Genomic DNA, 25,907 nt, shown 5'->3' on the forward strand with positions numbered 1-25,907 from the left:
CTATGAGATTTATTGTATCCACATCAACGCTTTTAAAACATTTGCAAACAGTTAATGGTGCATCGAGCAGCAGCACTGTGTTGCCTATATTGGAAAATTTCCTGTTTGAGATTAAGGACGGAAATTTGACAATATCTGCTACGGACTTGCAAACCAGCATGACGACTTCTTTACCTGTAGAATCAAAAGAGGGTGGGAAAGTTGCTGTGCCGGCAAGAATACTATTAGACACTTTAAAAACATTACCAGATCAACCTATCTCTTTCAATATTGATGATAGTACTTTCTCTATTGAGATTAGTGCAGGTGACGGTAAGTATAAATTAAGTGGTGAAAACGGCGACGATTTTCCGAAAATACCTGTTGTAGAAAACGCTTCTTCTGTAAATTTACCAGCTTCTGTTTTAACTGAAGCAATTACCAAAACTATTTTTGCGGTAAGTAATGATGAGCTTCGTCCGGCTATGACGGGTGTTTATTGTCAGCTTTCTGATCAGCACATCACTTTTGTAGCTACTGATGCGCATAAATTGGTAAGATACAGACGTATGGATAGCAAAGCGGATAAGAGTTCTTCTTTTATTTTGCCTAAAAAAGCATTGACTTTATTAAAAGCGGCTTTACCATCTACAGAAATCAATGTATCAGTTGATTATAATGCAACTAGTGCCTTTTTTAAATTCGAAAACATCAACCTGGTTTGTCGTTTAATTGACGAGCGTTATCCTGATTACGAAGCGGTTATTCCTGCTAATAATCCTAATAAACTGGTTATCGACAGAGCTTTGTTTTTAAATACATTACGTAGGGTGGTTATTTTTGCGAATAAAACTACGCATCAGGTAAGATTAAAAATCAACGGAAGTGAGCTAAACATTTCTTCTGAAGATCTTGATTTTGCAAATGAAGCACATGAGCGTTTAAGCTGCCAATATGAAGGTGAAGACCTGGAGATTGGTTTTAATGCACGGTTTTTGATTGAGATGTTAAATAACTTAAGTGGTGAAGAAGTGACATTGGAGCTTTCTACGCCAAATAGAGCCGGATTGTTGATTCCTCAAACAAACAATGAGAACGAGGATGTGTTGATGTTGGTGATGCCGGTTATGTTAAATAATTATAACTAATTTTTAAGCACAATGAAAAAACTTTTTTTATTATCATCAAAGACCAGGATGGCTTTTATGATTGCTTGTTCGAGCATTATGCTGCTCGCTTCATGTAGCAAGAAAAATGATATTGAACCATTACCTGTTGGAGAGGCGAAAGTAAGGTACATAAACGCATTTTACGGAGCCTTAGCGCAAGATTTTTATGTGAACGGAACCAAGAAAAGCACAACTCCACTTGTTTATGGCAATACATCTGAATATTTTACGATTATTTCAGGGGCAAATGCTTTTAATGTAAATGATGCAGGTACTACAACTGCGAATACAGGGGCTCAGGTAGATATTGCTATCGGTGATAAGTATTCGATTTTTTATTATTTAACTACGGACGGCAAAAAAGCTTTAGCATTTTTAGGCGATGGCAAGAGTACACTTCCTGCGGGTAAAGCAAATGTGAGGTTTGTTAATTTTAACAGTACTTTAAATGGTAACATGACAATTTCTAGCGCTGGTACTAATTTGGTTCCTTCCTTAGCATATTTTGGTGTCTCAGACTTTTTTCCAGTTGATGCAGCTGCAAAGTTTTCTTTTTCTGCGACTGGCTGGCTTACTGCTGTTGATTATGATGGTGCTGTTGTTGCTGGTAAAAGCTATACGATTTGGATTGATGGAAACACTGATCCCGCCAATAAACAGTTAATCGGCCATATCTTTGAGCAGAACTAGTTTATTCGCTATAATTCAATTATGACATTTCTATTCTTAAAAATATCATGGTTATTGCCATGATATTTTTATTTTTGGGCTTAATTTACAAGATTTGGAATTTTTCAGCTTTTTAATAGACTTCCTACTGCACATCGATAAGCACCTGGAAGAGATCATCAGAGATTACAGTACCTGGACTTACGCTATCCTCTTTCTTATTATTTTTGCTGAAACAGGTTTCGTGGTTACCCCATTTTTACCAGGCGATTCGCTGTTATTTGCGATGGGAGCCCTTATTGCAGGTGGAAACACTGGCTTAAGTATTTGGTTAATGATGTTGTTGTTGATTGTGGCGGCAATCGCAGGTAATTCTTTAAATTATAAATTGGGAAGCTTTTTCGGTATTAAGGTATTTAAGCCCGGAAACAAGATTCTCAAACTAGAATACTATAATCAGTCGCATGAGTTTTTTGAGAAACATGGCGGTAAAGCAATCATCTTTAGTAGGTTCTTACCTATTTTTAGAACAATTGCTCCCTTTGTAGCTGGTGTGGCAAAAATGCCTTTTGGCAGATTTACCATCTTTAACATTATTGGTGGGGTAGCTTGGATAGGTAGTTTGTTGCTAGCCGGATACCTCTTGGGACAAATTCCTGTCGTTAAAAGGAACTTTGATCTTGTCATCATTGTGATCGCTGTTGTTACTTTCTTCCCTGCAGTATTTGCAGCTTTAAAGTCTAAATTTCAAAAGAAGAGTGTAGTTGTAGTGGTTGATGAAGTTCTTACAGACGAGGACGAGAAAAGGTAAGCTAAGCTCGCCGTTTTAGAAATTTAATGCTGGCTGTCCGGCATCAATCCAGGCAGAGTACCAGAAAGATCCTATATATAATATGGCAGAGCGCATTTGACGCTCTACCATATTTTCCATTCCATCATGATATGCCTCTGAATAAGCTTCGGAATACTGCTTAGTAACCTGACTCTTCCGCTCCGAAAAGCTATATTTTCTATGTGCTGGGAATCGCGCGCTTAACTTTGCTTCGAAACTAAGAACGGTATCTACCATGGTATGCGTGTTTTTTACAATTTTCCACGCTTCCTTTAAAGGGCTTTCGATGTATTTCGCAGTACCTACTACATAGTTGTAGCGTTTCGCAAATAACTCTGGTAATCTGCTTTCCCAAAAAGCATGGATGCCCAGTTGATTGGTCAATTGTCCGTTGTGGTTTTGTGTAGTATGAAGTGGTACATGGGCATCGGCAATATAATGTCCTATATAGGCCGAATATATCAGTATTTTACGCGAATCTTTGTCCTTAAAAGCATTTACCAGTTGATAGTATGTTTTTTGGATTTGCCAGGGGAGAATGCCATTTTGGTTTAATTTAACGAATCCGTACTTTTTTACGGCATCTTCCCATTTGTAAGGGATGCTATCGATATGTGCTTCGTACAATTCTACATCCAGATAATGTCTTGCCGCCTCTAAAGTATCTGCATACCTTCGTTTATCCGGATCTACAGCATGATCTGTGATATATTTGATATGTTGCTTGTAAAATGGATTGATAGCTGCAGGGAGCGTAAAAACAGCCAATCGATTGATTTGCATATGGGCGTAGAAGCCCCATGAACTGCACAGGATAAGGACAAAAAAAAGGCTTACAGTAAGAAATGTTCGTTTCATTACTGTAAACCTATATCAACAAGCGTATTGCCTGGTTATTTATTCGATACTTTTTCCCTTCATAGCCGAAGAAACAGCTACATCCATTACTCTTTCGGCAAAAGGACGGGTAAATTCATTTAATTCGTCAGCCTTTTTAAGAATCTCGTCTTTCTCTGGTTTGGTTAAGGCGGCTCTTAGGGCTTCAATATATGTTTTTGTTTCGCTGATCTCAGCTTCGGTAAGGTATACGGCGTGTTTTTCAATGAAACGTTCTGCTGTATAAACCAGTTGCTCACCTTCACTACGGGCTTCAATAAGCATTCGTTGCTCAACATCGCTTTTAGCATGGGTAATGCTGTCTACCAACATTTTTTCAACTGTATCATCGGTTAAGCCATAACTTGGCTTGATGTCTATTTCTTGTTTTACACCAGAGCGCAGTTCGATGGCTTGAACGGTAAGTATGCCATCTGCATTTAGGATAAAGTTGATATCGACCTTTGGTAAGCCAGCAGGCATAGCAGGGATTCCTTTTAGATCAAACTCTGCCAGTTTTCTGTTTTCTTGTACCAAATCGCGCTCTCCCTGAAAAACAGAGATCTTCATGTTTACTTGTCCATCGATAGAAGTGGTATACTGACGACCTGCTTTGGTTGGAACTTTTGCATTTCTTGGAATGATAACATCCATTAATCCGCCCATAGTCTCGATACCTAACGAAAGTGGTGTTACATCTAACAATAAGATATCTGAACGGTTTCCGGCAAGGATATCAGCTTGTATAGCTGCACCAAGGGCTACTACTTCATCAGGATTGATTTGATCATGTGGCTGACGGCCAAAGAAATCTTCTACTTGTTTTTTAACGTATGGGGTGCGGGTAGATCCGCCAACCAAGACTACTTCGTCAATTTCTGCTATCGTTAATTTGGCATCGCTCAATGCTTGTTTGCAGGAGTTGATGGTTTCAGCAACCTTAGGTGCAATTAATTGCTCAAATGTTTGTCTATCTATAGTACACCAGATGTCGCCCATTTGTTCATTAAACAGGTTTTGGGTACTTAGTGCTTTCTTTGCAGCTTCGGCTTTTAACCTTAATGTTTGCATTAATGCAGGGTTTTCGGCTAGCTGAGTTGTATCTATTTTGTTTTTTTCTATCCAGTAATGTACAATGGCGCGGTCAAAATCATCACCACCTAAAAAGGTGTTTCCATTGGTAGATAGAACTTCGAATATGCCATTTTGGATAGATAGGATGGATACATCAAATGTTCCACCACCCAAATCGTATACTGCTATGGTTTTTTGCTGGGTAGGATCGAGACCTATGCCATAAGCTAAACTGGCAGCAGTAGGTTCGTTAACGATCCTTAAAACATCTAATCCGGCTAAGCGACCCGCATCACGGGTGGCTTGACGCTGACTGTCGTTAAAATAGGCTGGAACCGTAATTACTGCACGATTTACTGGTGTTTTTAAGGCATGTTCTGCGCGCGCTTTTAATTCTTTTAAAATCTCTGCAGACAATTCGATTGGGGTATAGAATTTATCTGCGGCTTTGATTTTTACCAGCGAATCGTTTTCATCGTCAATGATTTTGTACGAAAACGTATCCTGATGGCCGGCTACATCTTTATAAGAGCGACCCAGTAGTCGTTTTACGGAAAATATGGTGTTTTCTGGATCTGTTGTCAGAAATTCTTTGGCTTCATTACCTACAAGTGTATCGCCCGTTTTGTTAAAATGCACGATTGAAGGCACTAACAGGCCTTTTCCAGTATCATTAATTACTTGTGGGTTTTTATCGGGATTGATGAAGGCTACTAAACTATTGGTTGTACCTAAATCAATTCCAACGATGATTTCTTCTTTTTGTAGTGAACCTGTTGCCAGGTTAATGGATATCTTTGCCATAGTCTGGCAAATTTAGGAATGTTTCGGGTTTATTTTGTTTTAAGGTTGTAATGTTTTGCGGTTGTTTTTAATTTCTAGCTGTTCTGGTAAGGCCTATACCTTTAAATGACTTCGGTATTTTGTTTTGTGTCGTGGTGGTTGTAGGTAGGGGAAACGTCTTTTATTTTGCAAGTGTTGATTTTGACTGCGGATTACGCGGGATTTTATTCGAGTAAAGTTTATAAAGGGTGATCTCGGTATTTTTGCTAAGGATTTAATTAGGAATAGATGCGGGAAGAAATAAGTGTGATTGCGCAACCAATATCAAAACAAAAGCCCAAACGAAAATCCCCAAGGAGGGATGATGAACTCTGGAAGGGGATTTTAGCTGATGTTTTCGAAGATTTTCTGCGATTTTTTTTTCCTGATGCGGATGACTTGTTTGATTTTAAAAAGAGATTCGTTTTTCTCGACAAGGAGTTTAACAGACTATTTCCACCAGAAGAGAATGCCGCTGGGGTAAGATTTGTAGATAAGCTGGTAAAAGTTCATTTAAAAGCCGGAGGTTCTAAATTTATATTGATGCATGTGGAAATACAAGGCAGTAAAGGGCACGAAGAGTTAGGCTCTAGGATGTTTCGATACTTTTACAGAGCCAAGGATAAGCATAATGTCTCCATTACCGCGTTCGCTATTTTAATAGATGATGTAAAAAGTTATCATCCAAAAATATACAAAGAAGAGTATTTGGGTACGAGGTTGAGTTATGAGTTTAATACTTATAAGCTTTTAGACCAAGATGAAGAAACGTTACGCGCAAATCCTAATCCGTTTGCTGTGGTCGCGCTTACAGTTTTAATGGCTTTGAAAAACAAGAAAATTGATGACGAAGGTTTAAAATCCATCAAAATGGATTTGACAAGTGAATTAATTAAAAGAAAGCTAGATAAAGTAAAGCATGAAAGGATTATGGCTTTTCTTGCGTATTATGTGAATTTTGAAAACCCGGAAATGATGATTAAATTTGAAGAAGAAGTTCAAAAACTAACAGGAAGGACTACACCTATGGGAGTCAAAGAGATATTACTAGACAGACGTTTCAAGGAAGGCCGCCAATTGGAGCGAGCTAAAGCTGTAGAGGAAAAGAGGACAATAGCCCGCAACTTCAAGAATAAAGCAATCGATCTTAACATTATCGCTGAAGCCACTGGTCTCTCTTTAGAGGAGATAAAATCACTATAGCCTAATTGTATTAATTATTGACGTCTTTTTTGTGGATATTATACAGCCACAATACAATATCTTGGTAGCTGTCTGTTCCTTTGGGCTGGCTATTGAGCTTTAAAAACCTGTCGAAAGCCACATCCATATAAGCAAACATGTTGCTGTTGTACTTTTGCCAGAAGTCTCTGTCAGCTTTTAAATCGCTAATAGTTGCCGTGTTTATGGTTTTGTATAGACGTTCGTAATCATCTGGCGATTTCAACCTGATTTCGAAGAGTATATTTTTAAATACTTCATATACTGCTGAATATCGGAAGTAAGGATCATTGCTGTTGCTGGCTACGAGGTAACCAATTAGGTTTGCTTCATCCTCTCTTGCTATGCCTAACTGATGAGAAATTTCGTGACAGGTTACAAATGGGAGAGAAGAAAGCGGCAGGCGCATGTTAACATTGGCTTCGCCAGACAACGGACTGTAATATCCCTCAATGCCTATTTTGGTAATTACCCAGCTGTTTAATACTGGCTTTACTGCCGGAGTATGGTAAGTGAATAAGCTGTTTTTCTGCTGCATAACATCATAAGCTAGTTTGGCTTTTGCTTGCAATTGAGGCACGGTGTACGTTTGCTTTTTTACGTGTTGAAGGCTGTTTAGTCGACCAATGAAATACTCACCCAGCGAAATCAATTGTGGGGTAGTGTATTTTTCATCGCTGATCGCTAGTTGTTTCGCAATGGGGAAACGCGAATAATTAAGTCCCCAAAGTAATTTGAAAGCCAGATAAAGGATCAAAAAAAAGCTAAGGACCTGCAATGTAATATTGAGCAGGTCACTCCGCTTTATTCTTTTTTGTACTAGTTTTTTATAGAAAAGATATAAACTCCTGATGACATAAAGGATCAGCAGGAGGTAAAGGAAATCGCCCAGCGCGAAAGGAAGGAAACTACTGATGTAACGTTGTACGACCGATGTGATTGGATAAGTCCCCCGAACATACAAATGCTCTACCCATTGTTCGTTGAATCCAAAAGCATATACCATCGCCGAAAGGATGAACAGTAAGGTAAACGGCTTTAATTTTGGCGGGTAGCTAGTGTTCATTAGCGATTAAAGGACAGACGTTTTCCCGTTTCCTGGGTTGTGAATCGACCTTTTTGGTAAGCCAGGTTTCCTGATACAAAAGTGTGTGTAACTTCAGCCTGGAAAGTTTGACCTTCAAAAGGTGACCAGCCACATTTGTAAAGCACATTTGCTCTGGTTACTTTAAAAGGATCATTAAGATTTACCAGAACCAAATCAGCCCAGTAGCCTTCTCTAATAAATCCTCTTTTATCGATGTTAAAGCAGGTAGCAACGTTGTGAGCGGTTTTTTCGGCTATTTGCGTTAAGGATATTTTATTCTGATGGTACATTTCGAAAAGTGCAGGTAGAGCGTGTTGTACTAATGGTCCACCTGATGGAGCCTGTAGGTAAGGCTGTTCCTTTTCTGCAATAGTATGTGGGGCATGGTCTGTAGCGATAATGTCGATATAGCCATCTAGCACACCTTTTAGAATGCCGGCTTTATCTGTTGCAGTTTTAACAGCAGGGTTCCATTTTATCCAGTTGCCTTTTGTAGCATAGTCTTGATCGTCAAACCACAAGTGGTGTACGCAGGCTTCAGCAGTTATTCTTTTATCCGCAAGCGGTGTTTTATTGTCAAATAAGCTTACTTCTTTTGCGGTAGAAATATGTAAAATATGCAGACGTGTCTGGTATCTTTTTGCTAATTCTACTGCCATTGAAGAAGATTTATAGCATGCTTCGGCACTACGGATGAGCGGGTGCATATCAATTGTAATGTTCTCGCCGTATTTTTCTTTGTACTCGGCAAGGTTACGTTGTATGGTCTGCTCATCTTCGCAATGTGTAGCAACCAACATTGGCGCTTCTTTAAAGATATTTTCTAATACTTTCTCATTGTCAACCAGCATATTTCCGGTAGATGAGCCCATGAATACCTTAATACCGCAAACATTTTTAGGATCTGTTTTCAGTACTTCTTCCAGGTTGTTGTTGGAAGCTCCCATAAAAAAGGAGTAGTTGGCCAGTGACATTTCTGATGCGATGGCGTATTTTTCAGCTAATAATTCTTGGGTTAGCGTATTGGGTACAGTGTTGGGCATCTCCATAAAAGAGGTGATCCCACCGGCCACTGCAGCCATGCTTTCCGTAAATATATCAGCCTTGTGTGTTAAACCCGGTTCTCTGAAGTGTACTTGGTCATCAATCATTCCTGGGAAAAGGTGTAAGCCTTCAGCATTGATCTCCTGATCGGCAGGAGTATCGATGTTTGGAGCGATCTTTTCTATAAGTCCGTTTTTGATGAGTAGGTCGGCAACAATAATTTGCCCTTCATTTACAATTGAAGCTGCTTTTATCAGAATGGTGTTCATGGTTCAAACTTAAATAAAATATTCTTTATCTTTCTCTTTCGTGGTCCTGAAATAAACCGCGCAACGCTCTTGATGACAATAGGTAAAATAAGTACTACTGAAAAATTCAGGATGACGTGGTGGCTAAATACAAGGAGCTAGTAAATAAATTTTGTCTATTTTTGCAAAATGGCCAAGAAATTCGAGGAATTTAACCTCAACAGGCAAATACTAAACGCTGTAGCGGATGCAGGGTTTACTACTGCTACCCCAATACAGGAAAAAGCAATTGCACCAGTGTTATCCGGACAGGATATTTTTGGAATTGCTGAAACAGGAACCGGAAAAACTGCGGCTTATTTGTTACCTATTTTAATGCAGTTGAAGTATGCCCAAGGGGATGCGGCACGTGCATTGATTTTAGCACCAACCAGGGAACTGGCTATGCAAATCGCAGAACACGCAAAGATGTTTTCTACTTATACAGATTTACGTTCTGTTGTGGTATTTGGCGGTATCGGCCCTAAAACTCAAATTGAGCAAATCAAAGCTGGAGTGGATATTATCATCGCTACACCAGGTAGATTCCTTGATATCTATTTAGCTGGACACATCAATACACAATACTTAAAGTTTTTGGTATTGGATGAGGCGGATAAAATGATGGATATGGGCTTTATTGGCTCTATACATAGGATTTTGGAAATTGTTCCACGTCGCAGACAGAACCTATTGTTTTCAGCTACGATGAGTGATTTGGTGCAGAAAATAGCTGGTGATTTCTTGAAGAATCCAACCATTATTGAGGTTGGCGCACAGGCTACACCTGCTGCAACAGTTACGCAGGTGTTGTACGAGGTGCCTAATTTTAAAACAAAGATCAATTTATTGCAACACTTATTGAAAAATGATGAGGAGGTTAAACGACTGATCATTTTCTGTAAGACTAAAACAGTTGCGGATAATATATATAGTTTTATTACCCGTCGTTTTGGTGAAGAGGTAGTAAGGGTTATTCATGCTAACAAGGGGCAAAATACCAGAATCAATTCCATTAATGCTTTTAAAGAAGGTAATGTAAGGGTGTTGGTTGCTACAGATGTGGCTTCGAGAGGTATTGATGTAACTGAAGTTAGTCATGTGATCAACTTTGATGTGCCTATCATTATTGAAGATTATGTACATAGGATTGGCAGAACGGGAAGGGCTTACGCTAAAGGTGATGCCTTAACTTTCTGTAGCCCTGCTGAGAAATATTACATTGAGAAAATACAGAAATTGATTAGACAAGAGATTCCTGTTGTACCTTTGCCTGCCGAAGTTTTTGTGGAGGAAACTCCTTACGAAGAGAAACAGGCTATTGCGCGTGCTATTGATGATCAAAAGCGTAGAGAGGATCCTGAATTTAAAGGGGCTTTCCACGAGAAAAAACATGCTGCAGCTATAGCTAATGCAGCAAGGAATAAGACCAATAAGCAGCCGAACTGGAAGAAAAAGAAGTTTAAAAGTAAGAAGTAAAGAAGATTGAAAGTAAAACTTACCCCGCTTAATATCGTTTCGGCTTTGGCCCTGGTTATTGCTGTGATGGTAATACTAAATAAAAAAGATAGCGGCCCTCAACATGTAGATGTTACCTGGCTGCTTTCGGGGTTTTGCTTTTTGACAGCTATCATTGCTTTTGTATCTGATCAGATCTTTAGGAAGTTTATTCCAAGCCTTAAAAAACTATGGGTAATTGAAGGCGTGTTAATCGTCTTCATCGTCATTTTAATATTTATAATAAAAGTTAGTATAATATAATGAAACAAGCAGAAATCAAAATCACAGTTCAACTGGATGACAATAATGTGCCGGACAATATCCTTTGGGAATCTACAGATGCCGAAACTAAAGAACAAGTGCCTGTAAAATCTATGATGTTGGCACTTTGGGATCATAACTATAAAAACTCAATGCGTATTGATCTGTGGACTAAAGATATGCCTGTTGATGAGATGAAGCGTTTTTTCTATGAGACCCTGCAAACTATGGGTGATAGCTTCTTAAAGGCTACTGGCGAGAACCTAATCGTAGAAGATTTGCGTGATTATTGTGCGCATTTTGCCGATAAAATGGGTATCAATACACAGGGGTAATGATAAAAATTCAGGGGATTGTAGGTGCCATCATTATGGCTATTGGTGGCATGTGTCCATTGGTGCGTGTACCTATTTTAGGAAACTGGAATTATTTTCAGGTAGATCAAACCTTGGCGATTACTTTTTATGTACTGGTTGCGATTGGTTTGATTGGCGCATTTAAAGAAAAAGCGGGTTTAGTGAAATTTGCAGGCTGGGCAGTTATTGCTTTGGTGGTACTTTCTCTTGCTGGAATTCAGTTTAAAACAATGGAATCATTTGGCTTCCTTCATTTTAAAAAGCTGGTTAGCTTTGCCTCTGGTTTAGTGAAGTTTAAATGGGGATGGTTTGTGATATTGGCCGGAGCAACGGTTATGATTACGGTTAGAAGACCGAAATTGGTTAGTTTAAATACGGTTAGTTTAGATCGCTAAGCGATTTGTGTTTTCTTTTTCGTTTGTATTGAGTTTGTTTTAAGCTATCGTCTCCGCTAATGATGCTGATGTTTCCATCGGCTTCCATAATGGCAAGCTTTACATCCTTATATTTTTCAATACCATGCTCCCTGATGGCTTCCTGGAGTTCTTCATTGGTGATGCCAAGTTTGCTGAGTTTTGCAAAGTCTAGGTTGCCATTGTGAATTAGAATTTCAGGCTTTTCTGAGATCAGGTTTCTGAATTTTTCGTTCTTAAACATCAGCTTTTTTAGCAGATAATTTAGCGCAAATAATACTGCAGCAGCAACCAGTCCACCCAAAAGGCTGGTGTTGCTGCCTACCATGGCATTCTGTACCGCATTACTGATGAGTAGGATTAAAACTACATCGGTGGTGTTTAACTGCGAAAGTTCTTTTTTCCCGGTCAAGCGGATCGCTACAAGCATGAAGGCGTATACTGCCAGACTTCTTAATACAATGTCGAGATATTCGTTCATTTGTCTAAAATTTATCCATTAAAATCTTAAAGTCATTTGGCCTTGTTGGCTAATTTCCCGTTCATGATCCAGCAGCCATTGTTTGCGCCATAATTCGCCGGCATAACCAACAAGTTTACCATTGCTACCAATTACACGGTGGCAGGGGATGATGATTGCCAGATCATTTTTTCCATTTGCAGCCGCGATAGCCCGTATGGCTAGTACATTGTTTAATTGGGTAGAGAATTGCAGATAGGAAATCGTTGTTCCGTATTTAATCGTAATGAGTTCCTGCCATACTGTTTGTTGAAAATCTGTTCCACTTTGGCTAATTGGCAGGTTGAAGGATTGACGTTTTCCTTCGAAATATTCTGTTAATTGCAAGCCGGCAAGCTTTGTAACTTTGTTTTCCGTTAAACCTGAGGTCTCTGTCTTCTTAAAGGTGATCTTGTTTACAAAGTCATCATCTGCAAAAATGCTCAGCTCACCTATCGGGCTATCTACGATTGTACAATATTGATTTGCCATTATGATACAATAATATGAATATTTAGCTGACAATATGTAAATTAAGAAAAGCTAACTTGATCAACTTATTGGAACCACCAAATTATGATATTGACCATTACAAACCATTTGAAAAAGCAGCTTTTTGGCGCTTGTAGCCTTCTTCTAATTTTAATGTTAAGCAATCCTGCGGCCAGTTTTGCGAAGACAATTACCGTTGCTTCGTTAGCTGAGTTACAAAAGGCGATTGATAATGCTGTTGCCGGAGATGTAATCTTGCTGAAGAACGGTGTTTATACCACTACGGATAATATTGTAGTGAAAAGTAAAGGAACCTCGGCTAAACCAATTACGATTGCTGCTGAAACGATTGCTGGAGCAGAAATAAATGGAACGGGTGGCTTGAGTATTCAAAACCCAGCAACTTATGTAATTATACGTGGGTTTAAGTTTACAAATGCATCTGGTAAAAATGAAATAGCAGCCGGAAGCAGTTTTTGCCAATGGACAAGGAATATTTTTGAAACGGTGGGTGAGGGTAATTACTTATCCATTATTGGAAATGACCATCAGGTTGACTACAATACTTTTCAGAATAAAAATGCTTTGGGTAAGTTTATTGGCGTTAGGGGAGTAGGTAAACAGATAGCGGAGCGATTGTGGATTCACCACAATTATTTCCACAATTTTTCTAAACAAACTGGAAATGGGGCAGAGGCTGTACAGTTTGGTTTAAGTGGTTTTAGTCTTTCCTCGAGCAACAGTGTTTTTGAATATAACTTGTTTGAGAACTGCGAGGGGGAAAATGAGTTGCTTTCAGTTAAATCGTCTGCAGTAACAATTCGGTATAATACTGTCCGTGATTGCAAAGCTCAAATGACCTTAAGACATGGTAATTTTGATAAAGTGTATGGTAACTATTTCACCAAAACACCTGGATTAAGGATTTTTGGTGACGACCATATTATTTACAGTAATTATTTTGAGGATTGTAATGTGGCAATTAACATTGGTAATGGTGGTGCTGAAGTGGCTGATGGCGCTCCTCTTACTTCTCACGATCGTCCGGATAGGATTTTAATAGCCTTTAATACATTGGTAAACAATAAAAGTAACATACTTTTAACGCCCAGAACTCCAATTGGTTTGGGGGCAACATCGGTAACCATTGCTAATAATTTAATTCAGGGTGGTGAGGATGCTGTTTCTATAAATGGCCCATTTGCTAATCCTAAGTGGGAAGGTAACGTTATTTATAAGGTTAAAGGTCCGGGAAGTATACCTGAAGGTGCTTATAAAATTCTGGATCCTAAATTGGTTCGCGATGCTACCGGAACATTCCATCTTCAAGGAGTTAATCCTGCTTTAAATGCTACAGGTGATAACCCGCTAATTACTGTTGATATGGATGGGCAGGTCCGTAAACAGCCGCTACAGGTTGGCGCTGACCAAGTTTCTAAAGCTCCCGTTGTTGCAAGGATTTTGACACCGGAGTTAGTTGGATATAAAGCGAAATAGTATCTTTGCGGCTGAATGAATTTAGGAAGCCAGGTAAAACACTTAGTTAAAAAGGAATTGCTGCTGGAGTGGCGCTCGAAATATGCCTTAAACGGCGTGCTTTTGTATGTCGTTTCTACAGTTTTTGTATGTTTCTTATCCTTTGTAAGTGTTGATATCATTACCTGGAATGCCTTGTTTTGGATTATTATGCTTTTCGCATCCATAAACGCAGTTTCAAAGAGTTTTTTGCAGGAAAGTAAAGGCAGGCAATTATATATTTATACCATCGCAAGTCCGATTGCATTGATTATCAGTAAAACGCTTTATAATGTATTACTGATGGTCGTGCTTACAGTTATTGCGCTAATCTTTCACATGATGGTATTTGGTCGTACACCTCAGGATCTACCCATGTACTTTTTAGCTACGGTTTTAGGTAGTCTGAGTTTTTCAACCATCTTTACTATGATCTCTGCCATTGCATCTAAAGCTGGTAATGGTGGAATGTTGATGGCTATCCTTGGCTTTCCGATTATAATTCCTGTGCTGGTCGTGCTAATTAAGCTCACAAAAAATGCAATTGATGGGCTGGATCGAAGTGTAAGTTGGGATGAGGTGGGGATACTGCTAGTGATCAATGTATTGGTTATGGCAGTGTCTTTATTGCTGTTCCCGTATCTGTGGAGAGATTAAATCTTAGGCAAATGAACGAATATCTTTTCTCTTACGGTACATTACAAAAAGATAAAGTACAGCTGGAAACCTTCGGTAGGTTATTGATAGGTTCGCAAGATACTTTAAATGGCTATAAGCTTTCGACAATCGTAATCGTAGACGAAGATGTACTTGCTACAAGTGGCCAGGAAATTCATCTCCTGGCGATGCCATCTGATGAAGCCACTGACCATATTGATGGTGTTATTTTCGAAATTACGCATGAAGAATTGTTAGCAGCAGATGGGTATGAGACTGATGCCTATAAAAGAGTTAAATTAGAATTCGCATCGGGACGGGAAGCTTGGATTTATGTTGCATCATAATGGAATTTCATATAAACCGGCTAAGGTTCCTTTTGTAGGTAATGCCAATAGGGATTTTTTCGTTGTTCAAAAGAATGTGATCCCTTTCTATCTGCTCTATTTTTCCAACAGCCACAATATATGATTTATGTACCCGGACAAAATGATCTTGTGGCAACATGCTCTCCAGTTGATTAGTTGTGATGGACGCAAGAAGGGATTTATCCGGGGTAAATATCTTTACGTAATTCCCGTAACTTTGAGCATATAAAATATCATTTACAGGAAGTTCGATAACTACACTGTCTACCTTTACAGAGATACTCTTCCCGACAACTGTCTCTGGTTTTTCAACCGCATCCATAGCCAGAAAACGTTCTATTGATTTGACAAATCTTGGGTAATATATTGGTTTTAGCAAGTAATCTATAACTCCATACTCATAGCTCTCCAGTGCGAATTCAGAATAAGCAGTTGTAAGGATTGTCCGGGGGATATTTTTTAAAGTTTGCAATAATTCCAGCCCTGATATTTCCGGCATATCAATATCCAGAAACATGAGGTCTATTGTATTGCTACGTAGTATATTTAGTGCCTCAATAGCATTGTAACACTGATGTGTAAGTTCCAGGAGTGGGTTTTGACTAATGTAATTCACCAGCACATAATGGGCCGCAGGTTCATCATCTACAATGATGCATTTCTTTGGTATACTCATGAGCTCAGTTCAATTTTTAGGTTTACAACATATTCTTCTCCATTCGCAAAGCTTTCCAGCTGATGTTTATGGGGATAGATAATTTTTAAACTTTCAATGGTATTTTTTAATCCGATTTTGGTAGAGATGACCTTTTTCTTTTTTGTAGGTATAGAATTGCGGATATGCATATGCAACGTCCCTTGGACTACATTGATATCAATGTCAACGAAACATTTTTCAATTGAACATGCGCCGTGTTTAAACGCATTTTCAATGAAGGTGATCAGGAGCATAGGTGCTATTCTATAATTACCGTTGTCAGTATGATGAGTGTAATTAATTTCGGACCGGTAACCGACCCGCTCTTTCTCCAGTTCCACATAGCTCGAGATGAAATCAATTTCATCTTCTACAGAAATGAATTCTTTTGTGCTGTTTTCTACCTGATAGCGCATGAGCTTGGAAACCTGCATAATCAGCTCAGATGATCGTTCGGGATATTGTAAGCTGACCCCATAAAGTGTATTGAAGGTATTGAACAGGAAATGGGGGTTGAGCTGTGCTCTTAAAACATTGAGCTGTGCCTGGTTGTGTAACAGCTCTTTGCTGGTTTTCATTTTCTGCTCCCGGTAATGCTCCAGGATCTGGATGGAGCCGAGGATACAGATCAGCGTTCCCGCTAGCGTTCCCAGCTGAAAGTGATAGGTTTTTTGATAGGAAGATTTATACAGGAAACAATTCTTGTACAGCAACTCGGTAGATACCTCGAATAACAGAATGGAAAATACAAAAAGAAATGTCGTTGTCAACAGGAAATAGAGGTAAGGCTTATGTTCCTTCAGTAGGATGGGCAATATAAAAAAACGATTGAACTGTGCATGACTATACAGAATAAAAAAGTATACAGTGCCTGTGAAAAAGCTTCTCCAGCCTGTGATGAAAATCCAATCGTTAACAGTAAACAGCAGGAAGGAGAAAATCAGTATAGAAATTTCCTGTAACCATTTGCTCTCCAATATATATTTTGCCCCCATCACATTTGTTAAAGAATACAAAGTAAGGATATAATTATGTAACATAATTATATAAATGACGAATTCAATTGGTCATTTATAAGGTTCATTCATCATTTAAAGCGCTTTTATCCTCTGCTTTCCACTTAGTTTTGGTTCAAATTAAAGAATCAGATGTTTAAAAAGTGGCCTATTTTTCTCCTTTTGTTATTTTCATTTCACAGTTATTCGCAAACACTTACTTTAAAAGATGCTATTGAGCGAGGCGTTTTCAATTACGGTACCATTAAAGCTAAAAGCAAATATCTTGCAGCATCAAAAGAAACAATTAAACAGACGAAAACAGATTACCTTCCTAATGTAACGCTTTCTGCCCAGCAGGACTATGGAACTGTAAATGGACAAAATGGTCCGTTGTATGGCTTCGGTGGGTATGGAGTGGCTTCGTCAGGATTACCGCTGCCACAACAAAATTGGAATGCTGCTTTCGGCGCTTTATACCTGGTGAATGTGAACTGGGAAGTATTTTCGTTTGGCAGGATCAGAGAGCGAATTAATCTTTCAAAAGTGGAGTCGGAACGTTCAGCCAAAGATCTGGATCAGGAGACCTTTCAGCAAAAGATAAAAATTGCGGCAGCTTACCTAAACCTATTAGCTAGTCAGCGATTGATTGTCTCGCAGCAGAAAAACCTGGAGCGGGCAACTGTATTTCATAACACTGCAGCCGCAAGGGTGAAGAATGGATTGCTGGCCGGCGTAGATTCTACCCTGGCTTATGCTGAGGTTTCAAGAGCCGTTATCGCATTGAACCAGTTAAAGGACCGTGCAAAAGAAGAAAACAACAAACTCGTTGCATTGATGGGGGTAGGTATTGAAGATTTTGTGCTGGACAGTAGCTTTGTAAGGCGTGTACCAAAGGCCATCTTATCCAATGCGGTTACCCTGAACCCGGTGCTTCAATATTATAAAAGCCGTGTGGATGCAGGGAAACAATCACTTAAACTATATAAAAAAGAATATTACCCAACAGTGAACCTGATCGGGATTTACCAGACACGCGGTTCTGGTTTTAGTCCGGAATACGCAAGCAATCAACACGCTTTTTCGCAGAATTACCTGGATGGCATTAGTCCCGACAGACAAAATTATCTCTTTGGTATTGGTTTAACATGGAATTTAACCTCCATCGCCAGAACAGGAAAGAAGGTAACTGCCCAGCAGTATACCGTGTCGGGCTTGCAGGATGAATATGATGTCATTGATCAGCAACTGAAAACACAATTGGATGCAGCGGAAGCTAAAATCAAATTTGCACTGAACAATTACAACGAAGCTCCTAAACAGGTACGTGCTGCTCGTCAGGCTTATCTTCAGAAAACAACTTTATATAAAAATGGATTAACGAACCTGGTTGACGTTACCCAAGCCCTGTATGCACTGAATCGTGCGGAAATTGATAGCGATATCATTTATACCAATGTATGGCAGTCTTTGCTGATGAAAGCAGCTGCCTCCGGAGATTTCGACCTTTTTATTAATGAATTTTAATGCTGTAGCTTCATGAATTTAATCCGTTTTGCCCTTCGCAAACCCATTTCTATCCTTGTACTGGTCGCCGGGCTTTTCTTTTTCGGAATCGGCGCCATTAGGACTATAAAAGTCGATATTCTGCCTAAAATGAACCTGCCGGTGATTTACCTGGCGCATCCTTTTGGTGGATATACGCCTAACCAAATGGAATCGTACTTCGCAAAAAACTATGTAAACATTCTCCTTTTCGCCAATGGTGTAAAATCCATTGAATCAAAGAATATCCAGGGCTTGACGTTGATGAAGATCAGCTATTATGAGGATACCAATATGGCGCAGGCTGCAGCGGAACTTAGTGCCCTGGCAAACCGGATGCAGGCGGCATTTCCTCCGGGGTCGCAGCCGCCTTTTATCATTCGTTTCGATGCCTCCTCACTTCCGGTCGGACAGTTGGTGCTGAGTAGTAAAACAAAGAGTAACAATGAACTGCAGGATCTGGCAAATGTGTATGTGAGGGCTTCCTTTACTTCTGTGCCAGGTTTACTTTCTCCACCACCTTTTGGGGGAAGTCCTAGAACAATAGAAATCAATGTTGATCCTGTAACGCTACGCACGCATAATTTAACGCCCGATCAGATTGTTGAAGCGATAAGGATCAATAACCAGACGGCACCTTCCGGAAATGTTAGGATTGGCGATAAAAACTACATTACGCCAACCAACAATACCATTAAGCAGGTAAAAGATTTTGAAAAGATCCCTTTGTTTAAAGGAGGCGTGCAAAATCTTTACCTCGGGGATGTGGCGACTGTAAAAGATGGGGCTGATGTGACTGCCGGTTATGCGTTGGTAAATGGAAAACGTTCTGTTTATGTGAGTATTGCCAAGGCTGGTGATGCTTCTACCTGGGAGGTTGTACAACAACTGAAGAAAAAACTCCCCGTTATACAAAGTACCTTGCCCGATGATGTACAGCTTTCGTACGAATTTGATCAGTCGGTGTATGTGATCAATTCTGTAAAAAGCCTGGTTACTGAAGGCGCGATAGGCGCAGTCCTGACCGGATTGATGGTATTGCTGTTCCTCGGTGATAGAAGGGCTGCATTAATTGTAATCCTGACCATTCCGATCTCTGTAATTTCCTCAGTATTGCTGTTAAAGTTGTTTGGTCAGACGATTAACCTGATGACCTTAAGCGGTCTTGCGCTGGCTATTGGAATCCTCGTGGATGAAAGTACAGTAACCATAGAAAATATACACCAGCACCTGGATATGGGGAAACCCAAGGCGCTGGCCATCTGGGATGCCTGTAAAGAAATTGCGTTGCCGAAATTATTAATCCTGTTGTGTATACTCGCTGTTTTTGCTCCGGCATTTGTCATGACGGGTATTCCGGGAGCATTGTTTTTACCTTTAGCGCTGGCCATTGGTTGTGCGATGCTCGTCTCCTTCTTATTGTCTCAGACTTTTGTACCCATTATGGCCAACTGGCTGATGAAGGCACACCCGAAAGTAAAACATCCGGTTGGGATTACCGATGATGAAGCAGAGTTTAATGCTTCAGGGCTGACGCCTGAATCTGAAAAAGATATCATTGTACAAAAGGAAATACTAGTGCGTGAGGATCTGAATAATAATGGAAAGATTGGTGCTTTTGAAAGGTTCAGAATGAAGTTTGTCGCCATGATCGACAGGCTGTTTAATTTCAAAAAGCCTGTTACACTGTTTTATCTCCTTGGAATTTCGGCTATAGCGATCGTTCTGCTAAATGTTATCGGACAGGATGTTTTTCCAAAGGTAAATTCCAGTCAGTTTCAGATGAGATTAAGGGCTGTAGATGGTACAAGGTTGGAGAGAACAGAAGATCAGGCAAAGCTAGTGCTTCACGATCTGGAAAAGATGGTCGGAAAAGAACATGTAGCCATTTCTTCAGTCTATATCGGACAGCATCCGGCACAGTTTTCTGTATCTCCGATCTACCTGTTTACTGCTGGCCCACATGAAGCTGTTTTTCAGATTGCGCTGAAAGATTTCCATACCGATATGGATACTTTTAAGGATGAGCTGAGAAAGCGGATCAAGAAGCTATTGCCTGATACCAAGGTGTCATTCGAGCCAATTGAGTTGACTGATAAAGTGTTAAGCCAGGGTTCACCCACACCTATTGAAATCAGGATTGCCGGAAAGAATAAGAAACTAAACGAGGAATATGCAAATAAGATCATTGCGAAATTAAACAAGGTTGATTATTTCAGGGATGTTCAGATTGCGCAACCTATTCATTATCCCTCGCTAGATATCAATATTGATAGAGTACGTGCTGCCCAGTTGGGTGTCGATATGACTGATATCTCCCGATCGCTGATTGCTTCCACCTCATCGTCAAGGTATACGGAAAAGAATACATGGATAGATGAAAAAGCAGGCTTGTCTTATAATGTGCAGGTGCAGGTTCCACTGGAAAAAATGATGACGGAAAATGATATGGGGGCGATACCCTTATTGAAAAACAATTCCAGACCTGTATTGAGTGATGTGGCGGAAATTATTCCTTCTGTTACTTATGGGGAAAACGACAATATTGGTGCAATGCCATACCTTTCGGTAACTGCCAATATTGACCATACTGATCTGGGAACTGCCGCAAAACAGGTAGGTAAGACTATTGAAGGGCTGGGGACCTTACCAAGGGGATTGTTTATTGAGCCTATCGGATTGAGTACAGTATTAACAGAAACAATGACGAGCCTTGAATCTGGACTACTGGTTGCTGTAGTGGTGATCTTCCTGATGCTGGCTGCCAATTTCCAGTCGTTCAAAATCTCTTTTGTCATCCTTACTACGGTACCTGCGGTTGTGCTGGGCTCGTTAATTCTATTGTTGCTGACAGGTTCAACCCTCAATTTACAATCTTATATGGGGATCATCATGTCAGTTGGGGTATCGATTGCCAATGCGGTACTCTTGATTACCAATGCAGAACAGTTGAGGAAACACAATGGTGATGCCGTATTATCTGCCAGGGAAGCAGTTTCTTTGAGGCTACGTCCGATCATCATGACCAGTATTGCAATGATTGCCGGTATGTTGCCAATGGCAATTGGCCATGGTGAGGGTGGAGAGCAGGTTTCTCCGCTAGGAAGAGCCGTAATTGGAGGATTGTTATTTTCTACATTTACGGTATTGATTATACTGCCGATGATTTTCGCCTGGGTAATGGGCAAATCAACCACGGAATCGGTATCTCTTGACCCGGAGGACGAAGAAAGCAAACACTATATATCCACTTTACCACATTCATAAAAACACTTGTTCATAAACACATTCAATAAATGAAACCTATATATATAACCACAACTATTTTAAGCACAGTTCTTTTTTTATCGAGTTGTGCCGAGAAACCAAAAGAAAGTGCACCTGTTGAAGAAACTCCGAAAATGGAGACTTTTGAAGTGAAAAAAGAAAAACTATCTACGGAGCTGACCATGCCTGCTGAATTGGTAGGATTTCAACAAGTAGACTTGTATGCAAAGGTGGCCAGCTTTGTGAAAGAGTTAAAGGTCGATATCGGTGCGCAGGTTAAGAAAGGGCAGTTACTTGTTGTCCTTGATGCACCGGAAACCAGTTCACAGCTGAGTGCTGCCGAGTCCCGTCTGCATTCCCAGCAATCCGTATATACGGCAAGTAACAGCACTTATAAGAGATTGCTGGAAACCAGTAAAGTAGAGGGGACGGTTTCAACGAATGACCTGGAGCAGGCAGAGGCAAGAAAGAATGCGGATTTTGCACAGTTGCAGGCCGCGAAAGCAAGCTACAGGGAAGTTCAGACCATGCTTGGATATCTTCAGATCCGTGCGCCTTTTGATGGAGTAGTTGCGGCGAGAAATGTTAATCTCGGGGCTTATGTAGGGCCTTCAGGAAAAGGTTCGGAACTTCCGTTGTTTACCATTCAGGAACAGCGGAAATTGCGTTTATCTGTGTCTGTGCCTGAACAATATGCAGGATATTTGAATGTGGGTGATGAAATGCATTTTACGGTGAAGTCTGCATTAGGACAAATCTTTAGTGCCAAAATCGCCCGTAAATCAGGCGCATTAGATACTAAACTCCGTTCAGAAAGGGTGGAGATGGATGTGATCAATACAGGTAACGAATTATTGTCAGGCATGGTTGCTGAAGTCGTATTGCCACTTCATGCAAAAGATAGTACTTATGTGGTGCCTAAGTCGGCGGTGGTGACTTCCAGCGAAGGTGTTTTTGTGATCGCTGTAGAAAATAACAGGACAGTAAGAACAAAAGTGCAGAAAGGAAGAGAGTTTAAGGATAAAATTGAAATATTTGGTCCTTTAACAGCGAAATCTGTATTGGTAAAGTCGGCATCTGAAGAAATTAAGGACGGTACTGAGCCAAAATAATGGAGAAATTAGCTGCCGGATCTGATTTACAAGTTTATGATAAAAATACAGGGCGGCTTTATTACCTTTGTCCGAACTAAACGTATATAATGTATAAGAATTGGTGGAAAATATTAGGCGCATTGTTGGTGACTTACTCAACAATCGCGGGATTTTTATCTAGCGTACCCGAGCTGCCTATTTTGTATGAAAGTATAAGAAACCTTTATTTCCACGTACCAATGTGGTTTGGAATGATCGTATTATTTAGTGTATCTGTTTACCACAGCATTAAATATTTAAGCACTAACAACCAGGATCATGACCTTAAAGCTGTCGAAAGCATTAATGTTGGAGTAATTTACGGTATCCTTGGGATTATAACTGGTGCTATATGGGCCAAGTTTACCTGGGGGCAAGCCTGGAGCTTTGATGTGAAACAAAACTTTGCGGCAATAGCCCTGCTCTTGTACTTCGCTTATCTGGTATTGCGCAACGCAATTGATGAAGAACAAAAACGAGCTAAAATATCTGCTATTTATAACATATTTGCCTTTCCAATGATGGTGGTCTTACTTTTTGTGCTGCCACGTTTATCAGATTCTTTACACCCTGGAAATGGAGGCAATCCAGGTTTCAATTCTTACGATTTAGATAGCCGTATGCGCGCCGTATTTTATCCTGCCTGTCTGGGTTGGATATTGATCGGATATTGGATCTATACCATTTTATACAGAGTTCGCTCATTAGAAAAAAACAACACCCTATAGTCATGAAGAAAATTTCAGTTACCTTTTTAATGTTGATGTTTGCAATGCAATTATTTGCACAAAATGGAGATTCATCAATTACTGAAAGCGTATATGCTTCAGGTAAAATATATGTTGTTGTTGCTTGTGTGCTCTTAATTTTGTTCGGCTTACTTTTTTTTCTATTCACGATCGAAAAAAGATTAAAAAAATTAGAACAAAAATCTTCTTCCAAAAACTAATTTTAAATCGTTTAAACGCTGTTTTTGCCTATAATTTGACGTGGTGTGTCCCATACACTAAGTTATTATTCATTTGTATTAATCGCTTTTTTTAGTGCAATTTTGCATTACTAACTGAGAACTTATTTCAAATTCATAAAAAACAAATAATGGCTAATACAGCAAATGAGACAAATTTCTTTGCAGATGTCTGCAAGAATTTTGACAGTGCCGCGCAATTTACCGCCCATCCGGAAGGTTTATTAACTCAAATTAAAGCTTGTAACAGTGTGTACCGTTTCCAGTTCCCTATTCGCAGAGGTAATGGTTTCGAGGTTATTGATGCCTGGCGTGTAGAACACTCCCAGCATATGAACCCAACAAAGGGTGGTATCCGTTACAGCGATATGGTAAATGAGGATGAGGTAATGGCACTTGCAGCACTAATGACTTACAAGTGTGCGATTGTAAATGTACCATTTGGGGGTGCAAAGGGGGGGATCTGTATAAATCCTAAGAATTATACGATTGGTGAGTTGGAGAATATTACCCGCCGTTATACTACAGAATTAATTAAAAAGAATTTCATTGGTCCTGGTATCGATGTTCCTGCTCCTGATTATGGAACTGGTGAACGTGAGATGAGCTGGATTGCCGATACTTATATGACCATGAATCCAGGTCAGTTGGATGCTTTGGGTTGTGTTACTGGTAAGCCAATCGCATTACACGGTATACGCGGACGTAAGGAAGCTACCGGTCGTGGTGTGGCTTATGCAGTTAGAGAATGCGTAACTGTAGCAGAAGATATGGCGAAAATTGGTCTTAAGGCTGGTTTGGGCGACAAACGCGTAATTGTACAAGGTTTAGGTAATGTGGGCTACCATGCGGCTAAGTTCTTGGCAGAGTTTGGTGCAACTATCGTAGGTCTTTGCGAGTTTGAAGGTGCGATTTACAATGCAAATGGTTTAAATATCGATGAGGTATTTGCTCACCGTAAGTTAACGGGATCTATTTTAGGTTTCCCTGGAGCAACTGAGTTTAAAAACTCTATGGAAGGTTTAGAGCAACCTTGCGATATCCTGGTTCCTGCTGCACTTGAAAACCAGATCACAGTAGAGAACATCAGAAACATCAAAGCAAAAATTATTGCTGAAGGTGCTAACGGTCCATGTACACCAGAAGCTGAAGAAATCTTTACTGAAATGGGTGGTATCATCATCCCTGATATGTATTGTAACGCTGGTGGTGTTACAGTTTCTTATTTTGAGTGGTTGAAAAACCTTTCTCACGTAGCCTTTGGTCGTATGGAAAATCGTTATGCTGAAAACTCTAATGCTAACCTGATCAATACTTTGGAAAGCCTTACTGGTAAAAAAATTCCTGCAGAAAACCGTTTAATGATCGTTAAAGGTGCTTCTGAACTGGAATTGGTTAACTCTGGTTTGGAAGATACCATGATTCATTCGTACCATGAAATCAGAGAAACTTTAATGCACAAACCGGCGATTAAAACATTGAGAACTGCTGCTTTTGTAGGCTCAATCGATAAGATTGCTGTTTCTTATATGAACCTTGGTGTTTGGCCATAAGGTTGATTTATAATTGATTTGATCCGCGACAATTTAACGTGTCGCGGATTTTTTTTGCGCATTTGTCAGAGAACTATCAATAAACAGTCATCAAAGCGTTTTGAATACCCACAGCGGTCTTTGGGTACTTATATTTTTTATCTTTGTGAAGTTTCCTTTAAAAATTTGTTACATCCATGAGAAAAAGTGCAATTATTGGTTTAATAACGATAGCATTATGTGTAGGTTTTTTAGTAAGCCTTAATGCGGATACAAACACCTATTCTACCTTTAGTGAAGCTGCAAAAGATCCAAAAGAATTCCATGTAATGGGCTATTGGGAGAAAGAAAAAGGCATGCATTATGATGCACTGAAGGATGCAAATCACTTTGAATTTTTCATGAAAGACGAAAAAGGTAAAGTGAATAAAGTAGTATACGCAGGAACGAAACCTCAGGATTTTGAACGCTCAGAAAAATTAGTACTGATCGGAAAAATGAATGACGATACTTTTTACGCCTCTAAGATACTGATGAAATGTCCATCTAAATACAATAACGACCTTGTAGAGGTTAAACAAGATGGTACGGTACAAAATCAGGATGGTACTGAAATAAAGCAGGACGGTAAAGTAGAAAAATACAATTAA

At 39.7% G+C, this 25,907-nt stretch carries 26 protein-coding genes; 18 read left to right on the top strand and 8 right to left on the bottom strand.

Going from position 1 to position 25,907, the window contains the following annotated elements:
• Positions 1–2: 2 nt before the first annotated feature.
• The 3 genes from dnaN to FBD94_RS02025 all read left to right on the top strand — a co-directional run bounded on the left by dnaN (position 3) and on the right by FBD94_RS02025 (position 2,628).
• Positions 3–1,127: a DNA polymerase III subunit beta gene (gene dnaN, locus FBD94_RS02015; RefSeq protein WP_131607689.1), complete on the top strand. Its 1,125-nt coding sequence runs from the start codon at positions 3–5 to the stop codon at positions 1,125–1,127.
• 12 nt (positions 1,128–1,139) lie between these two features.
• Positions 1,140–1,838: a DUF4397 domain-containing protein gene (locus FBD94_RS02020; RefSeq protein WP_131607690.1), complete on the top strand. Its 699-nt coding sequence runs from the start codon at positions 1,140–1,142 to the stop codon at positions 1,836–1,838.
• Between the two features lie 94 nt (positions 1,839–1,932).
• Complete coding sequence (locus FBD94_RS02025; RefSeq protein ID WP_136878881.1) at positions 1,933–2,628, top strand: DedA family protein; 696 nt, start codon at positions 1,933–1,935, stop codon at positions 2,626–2,628.
• A gap of 15 nt (positions 2,629–2,643) precedes the next feature.
• On the opposite strand, the gene FBD94_RS02030 is transcribed toward FBD94_RS02025, so the two are convergent.
• Complete coding sequence (locus FBD94_RS02030) at positions 2,644–3,507, bottom strand: zinc dependent phospholipase C family protein (protein ID WP_136878882.1); 864 nt, start codon at positions 3,505–3,507, stop codon at positions 2,644–2,646.
• A 39-nt stretch (positions 3,508–3,546) separates the two neighbouring features.
• A complete protein-coding gene (hscA, locus tag FBD94_RS02035) occupies positions 3,547–5,403 on the bottom strand; it encodes a Fe-S protein assembly chaperone HscA (protein WP_136878883.1) in 1,857 nt (618 codons plus the stop codon).
• Positions 5,404–5,670: 267 nt separating this feature from the next.
• Here hscA and FBD94_RS02040 point away from each other — a divergent pair, with 267 nt between their 5' ends.
• Positions 5,671–6,624, top strand: a complete 954-nt coding sequence (locus tag FBD94_RS02040; RefSeq protein WP_235884344.1) for an RpnC/YadD family protein — start codon at positions 5,671–5,673, stop codon at positions 6,622–6,624.
• A gap of 10 nt (positions 6,625–6,634) precedes the next feature.
• Here the strand turns inward: FBD94_RS02040 and FBD94_RS02045 are convergent, their stop codons facing one another.
• Both FBD94_RS02045 and FBD94_RS02050 read right to left on the bottom strand, forming a co-directional pair.
• A complete protein-coding gene (locus tag FBD94_RS02045; protein ID WP_136878884.1) occupies positions 6,635–7,708 on the bottom strand; it encodes a DUF3810 domain-containing protein in 1,074 nt (357 codons plus the stop codon).
• A complete protein-coding gene (locus tag FBD94_RS02050) occupies positions 7,708–9,042 on the bottom strand; it encodes a dihydroorotase (protein WP_136878885.1) in 1,335 nt (444 codons plus the stop codon). The genes FBD94_RS02045 and FBD94_RS02050 overlap by 1 nt, the downstream gene beginning before the upstream one ends.
• Before the next feature lie 168 nt (positions 9,043–9,210).
• On the opposite strand from FBD94_RS02050, the gene FBD94_RS02055 reads away from it, so the two are divergent.
• Genes FBD94_RS02055 through FBD94_RS02070 form a run of 4 tightly spaced genes read left to right on the top strand, consistent with a single transcriptional unit; the run spans position 9,211 to position 11,572 of the window.
• Entirely contained in the window at positions 9,211–10,539 is a 1,329-nt protein-coding gene (locus FBD94_RS02055; RefSeq protein WP_131607696.1) for a DEAD/DEAH box helicase, read from the top strand.
• A gap of 6 nt (positions 10,540–10,545) precedes the next feature.
• The gene (locus tag FBD94_RS02060; RefSeq protein ID WP_136878886.1) at positions 10,546–10,821 is read left to right on the top strand and encodes a hypothetical protein; all 276 of its coding nucleotides are present in this window, start codon (positions 10,546–10,548) and stop codon (positions 10,819–10,821) included.
• Positions 10,821–11,156, top strand: coding sequence for a gliding motility protein GldC (gene gldC / locus FBD94_RS02065; RefSeq protein ID WP_131607698.1), 336 nt, complete (start codon positions 10,821–10,823; stop codon positions 11,154–11,156). Before FBD94_RS02060 ends, gldC begins: the two co-directional genes overlap by 1 nt.
• Positions 11,156–11,572, top strand: a complete 417-nt coding sequence (locus FBD94_RS02070) for a hypothetical protein (protein WP_235884345.1) — start codon at positions 11,156–11,158, stop codon at positions 11,570–11,572. Before gldC ends, FBD94_RS02070 begins: the two co-directional genes overlap by 1 nt.
• Here FBD94_RS02070 and FBD94_RS02075 read toward each other — a convergent pair.
• Positions 11,556–12,071: a DUF421 domain-containing protein gene (locus FBD94_RS02075; protein ID WP_131607699.1), complete on the bottom strand. Its 516-nt coding sequence runs from the start codon at positions 12,069–12,071 to the stop codon at positions 11,556–11,558. The genes FBD94_RS02070 and FBD94_RS02075 overlap by 17 nt on opposite strands.
• A gap of 18 nt (positions 12,072–12,089) precedes the next feature.
• On the bottom strand, positions 12,090–12,581 hold the full coding sequence (locus tag FBD94_RS02080) for a methylated-DNA--[protein]-cysteine S-methyltransferase (protein ID WP_136878887.1): 492 nt from the start codon (positions 12,579–12,581) through the stop codon (positions 12,090–12,092).
• A 153-nt stretch (positions 12,582–12,734) separates the two neighbouring features.
• Here FBD94_RS02080 and FBD94_RS02085 point away from each other — a divergent pair, with 153 nt between their 5' ends.
• The 3 genes from FBD94_RS02085 to FBD94_RS02095 are packed head-to-tail and all read left to right on the top strand — an operon-like array spanning position 12,735 to position 15,100.
• A complete protein-coding gene (locus FBD94_RS02085) occupies positions 12,735–14,078 on the top strand; it encodes a polysaccharide lyase 6 family protein (RefSeq protein ID WP_136878888.1) in 1,344 nt (447 codons plus the stop codon).
• Between the two features lie 15 nt (positions 14,079–14,093).
• Positions 14,094–14,753, top strand: coding sequence for a heme exporter protein CcmB (locus FBD94_RS02090; protein ID WP_131607702.1), 660 nt, complete (start codon positions 14,094–14,096; stop codon positions 14,751–14,753).
• Positions 14,754–14,764: 11 nt separating this feature from the next.
• On the top strand, positions 14,765–15,100 hold the full coding sequence (locus FBD94_RS02095) for a gamma-glutamylcyclotransferase family protein (RefSeq protein ID WP_136878889.1): 336 nt from the start codon (positions 14,765–14,767) through the stop codon (positions 15,098–15,100).
• A 7-nt stretch (positions 15,101–15,107) separates the two neighbouring features.
• Here FBD94_RS02095 and FBD94_RS02100 read toward each other — a convergent pair whose 3' ends face one another.
• Together FBD94_RS02100 and FBD94_RS02105 are read right to left on the bottom strand one after the other, a co-directional pair.
• Positions 15,108–15,797, bottom strand: coding sequence for a LytR/AlgR family response regulator transcription factor (locus FBD94_RS02100; protein ID WP_136878890.1), 690 nt, complete (start codon positions 15,795–15,797; stop codon positions 15,108–15,110).
• Positions 15,794–16,858 (bottom strand): sensor histidine kinase, encoded by a 1,065-nt coding sequence (locus FBD94_RS02105; protein ID WP_235884346.1) that lies wholly within the window; start codon positions 16,856–16,858, stop codon positions 15,794–15,796. The genes FBD94_RS02100 and FBD94_RS02105 overlap by 4 nt, the downstream gene beginning before the upstream one ends.
• Positions 16,859–16,996: 138 nt before the next feature.
• Between FBD94_RS02105 and FBD94_RS02110 the strand changes: the two genes are divergently transcribed.
• The 7 genes from FBD94_RS02110 to FBD94_RS02140 all read left to right on the top strand — a co-directional run bounded on the left by FBD94_RS02110 (position 16,997) and on the right by FBD94_RS02140 (position 25,907).
• Positions 16,997–18,340 carry a TolC family protein gene (locus FBD94_RS02110; protein WP_235884347.1) on the top strand — a complete coding sequence of 448 codons (1,344 nt, stop codon included), beginning with the start codon at positions 16,997–16,999 and terminating at the stop codon, positions 18,338–18,340.
• A gap of 12 nt (positions 18,341–18,352) precedes the next feature.
• A complete protein-coding gene (locus tag FBD94_RS02115; protein ID WP_136878891.1) occupies positions 18,353–21,625 on the top strand; it encodes an efflux RND transporter permease subunit in 3,273 nt (1,090 codons plus the stop codon).
• Between the two features lie 29 nt (positions 21,626–21,654).
• Positions 21,655–22,737, top strand: a complete 1,083-nt coding sequence (locus tag FBD94_RS02120; RefSeq protein WP_136878892.1) for an efflux RND transporter periplasmic adaptor subunit — start codon at positions 21,655–21,657, stop codon at positions 22,735–22,737.
• Between the two features lie 89 nt (positions 22,738–22,826).
• On the top strand, positions 22,827–23,486 hold the full coding sequence (ccsA, locus tag FBD94_RS02125) for a cytochrome c biogenesis protein (RefSeq protein ID WP_131607718.1): 660 nt from the start codon (positions 22,827–22,829) through the stop codon (positions 23,484–23,486).
• Between the two features lie 2 nt (positions 23,487–23,488).
• On the top strand, positions 23,489–23,707 hold the full coding sequence (locus tag FBD94_RS02130; RefSeq protein ID WP_225874645.1) for a CcmD family protein: 219 nt from the start codon (positions 23,489–23,491) through the stop codon (positions 23,705–23,707).
• A gap of 149 nt (positions 23,708–23,856) precedes the next feature.
• Positions 23,857–25,278 (top strand): Glu/Leu/Phe/Val family dehydrogenase, encoded by a 1,422-nt coding sequence (locus tag FBD94_RS02135; protein WP_131607719.1) that lies wholly within the window; start codon positions 23,857–23,859, stop codon positions 25,276–25,278.
• Between the two features lie 176 nt (positions 25,279–25,454).
• The gene (locus tag FBD94_RS02140) at positions 25,455–25,907 is read left to right on the top strand and encodes a cytochrome c maturation protein CcmE domain-containing protein (protein WP_136878893.1); all 453 of its coding nucleotides are present in this window, start codon (positions 25,455–25,457) and stop codon (positions 25,905–25,907) included.

The organism is Pedobacter hiemivivus, assembly GCF_005144565.1.
Classification (GTDB): domain Bacteria; phylum Bacteroidota; class Bacteroidia; order Sphingobacteriales; family Sphingobacteriaceae; genus Pedobacter; species Pedobacter hiemivivus.

Excerpts from the sequence above, each read along its gene's own strand:
- FBD94_RS02040 (WP_235884344.1), top strand. The coding sequence starts at position 5,671 with ATGCGGGAAGAAATAAGTGTGATTGCGCAACCAATATCAAAACAAAAG.
- FBD94_RS02075 (WP_131607699.1), bottom strand. The coding sequence starts at position 12,071 with ATGAACGAATATCTCGACATTGTATTAAGAAGTCTGGCAGTATACGCC.
- FBD94_RS02050 (WP_136878885.1), bottom strand. The coding sequence starts at position 9,042 with ATGAACACCATTCTGATAAAAGCAGCTTCAATTGTAAATGAAGGGCAA.
- FBD94_RS02095 (WP_136878889.1), top strand. The coding sequence starts at position 14,765 with ATGAACGAATATCTTTTCTCTTACGGTACATTACAAAAAGATAAAGTA.
- FBD94_RS02105 (WP_235884346.1), bottom strand. The coding sequence starts at position 16,858 with ATGTTACATAATTATATCCTTACTTTGTATTCTTTAACAAATGTGATG.
- ccsA (WP_131607718.1), top strand. The coding sequence starts at position 22,827 with ATGTATAAGAATTGGTGGAAAATATTAGGCGCATTGTTGGTGACTTAC.
- FBD94_RS02030 (WP_136878882.1), bottom strand. The coding sequence starts at position 3,507 with ATGAAACGAACATTTCTTACTGTAAGCCTTTTTTTTGTCCTTATCCTG.
- FBD94_RS02090 (WP_131607702.1), top strand. The coding sequence starts at position 14,094 with ATGAATTTAGGAAGCCAGGTAAAACACTTAGTTAAAAAGGAATTGCTG.
- dnaN (WP_131607689.1), top strand. The coding sequence starts at position 3 with ATGAGATTTATTGTATCCACATCAACGCTTTTAAAACATTTGCAAACA.
- FBD94_RS02120 (WP_136878892.1), top strand. The coding sequence starts at position 21,655 with ATGAAACCTATATATATAACCACAACTATTTTAAGCACAGTTCTTTTT.
- hscA (WP_136878883.1), bottom strand. The coding sequence starts at position 5,403 with ATGGCAAAGATATCCATTAACCTGGCAACAGGTTCACTACAAAAAGAA.
- FBD94_RS02080 (WP_136878887.1), bottom strand. The coding sequence starts at position 12,581 with ATGGCAAATCAATATTGTACAATCGTAGATAGCCCGATAGGTGAGCTG.
- gldC (WP_131607698.1), top strand. The coding sequence starts at position 10,821 with ATGAAACAAGCAGAAATCAAAATCACAGTTCAACTGGATGACAATAAT.
- FBD94_RS02020 (WP_131607690.1), top strand. The coding sequence starts at position 1,140 with ATGAAAAAACTTTTTTTATTATCATCAAAGACCAGGATGGCTTTTATG.
- FBD94_RS02115 (WP_136878891.1), top strand. The coding sequence starts at position 18,353 with ATGAATTTAATCCGTTTTGCCCTTCGCAAACCCATTTCTATCCTTGTA.
- FBD94_RS02045 (WP_136878884.1), bottom strand. The coding sequence starts at position 7,708 with ATGAACACTAGCTACCCGCCAAAATTAAAGCCGTTTACCTTACTGTTC.
- FBD94_RS02100 (WP_136878890.1), bottom strand. The coding sequence starts at position 15,797 with ATGAGTATACCAAAGAAATGCATCATTGTAGATGATGAACCTGCGGCC.
- FBD94_RS02085 (WP_136878888.1), top strand. The coding sequence starts at position 12,735 with ATGTTAAGCAATCCTGCGGCCAGTTTTGCGAAGACAATTACCGTTGCT.
- FBD94_RS02130 (WP_225874645.1), top strand. The coding sequence starts at position 23,489 with ATGAAGAAAATTTCAGTTACCTTTTTAATGTTGATGTTTGCAATGCAA.
- FBD94_RS02140 (WP_136878893.1), top strand. The coding sequence starts at position 25,455 with ATGAGAAAAAGTGCAATTATTGGTTTAATAACGATAGCATTATGTGTA.
- FBD94_RS02070 (WP_235884345.1), top strand. The coding sequence starts at position 11,156 with ATGATAAAAATTCAGGGGATTGTAGGTGCCATCATTATGGCTATTGGT.
- FBD94_RS02055 (WP_131607696.1), top strand. The coding sequence starts at position 9,211 with ATGGCCAAGAAATTCGAGGAATTTAACCTCAACAGGCAAATACTAAAC.
- FBD94_RS02135 (WP_131607719.1), top strand. The coding sequence starts at position 23,857 with ATGGCTAATACAGCAAATGAGACAAATTTCTTTGCAGATGTCTGCAAG.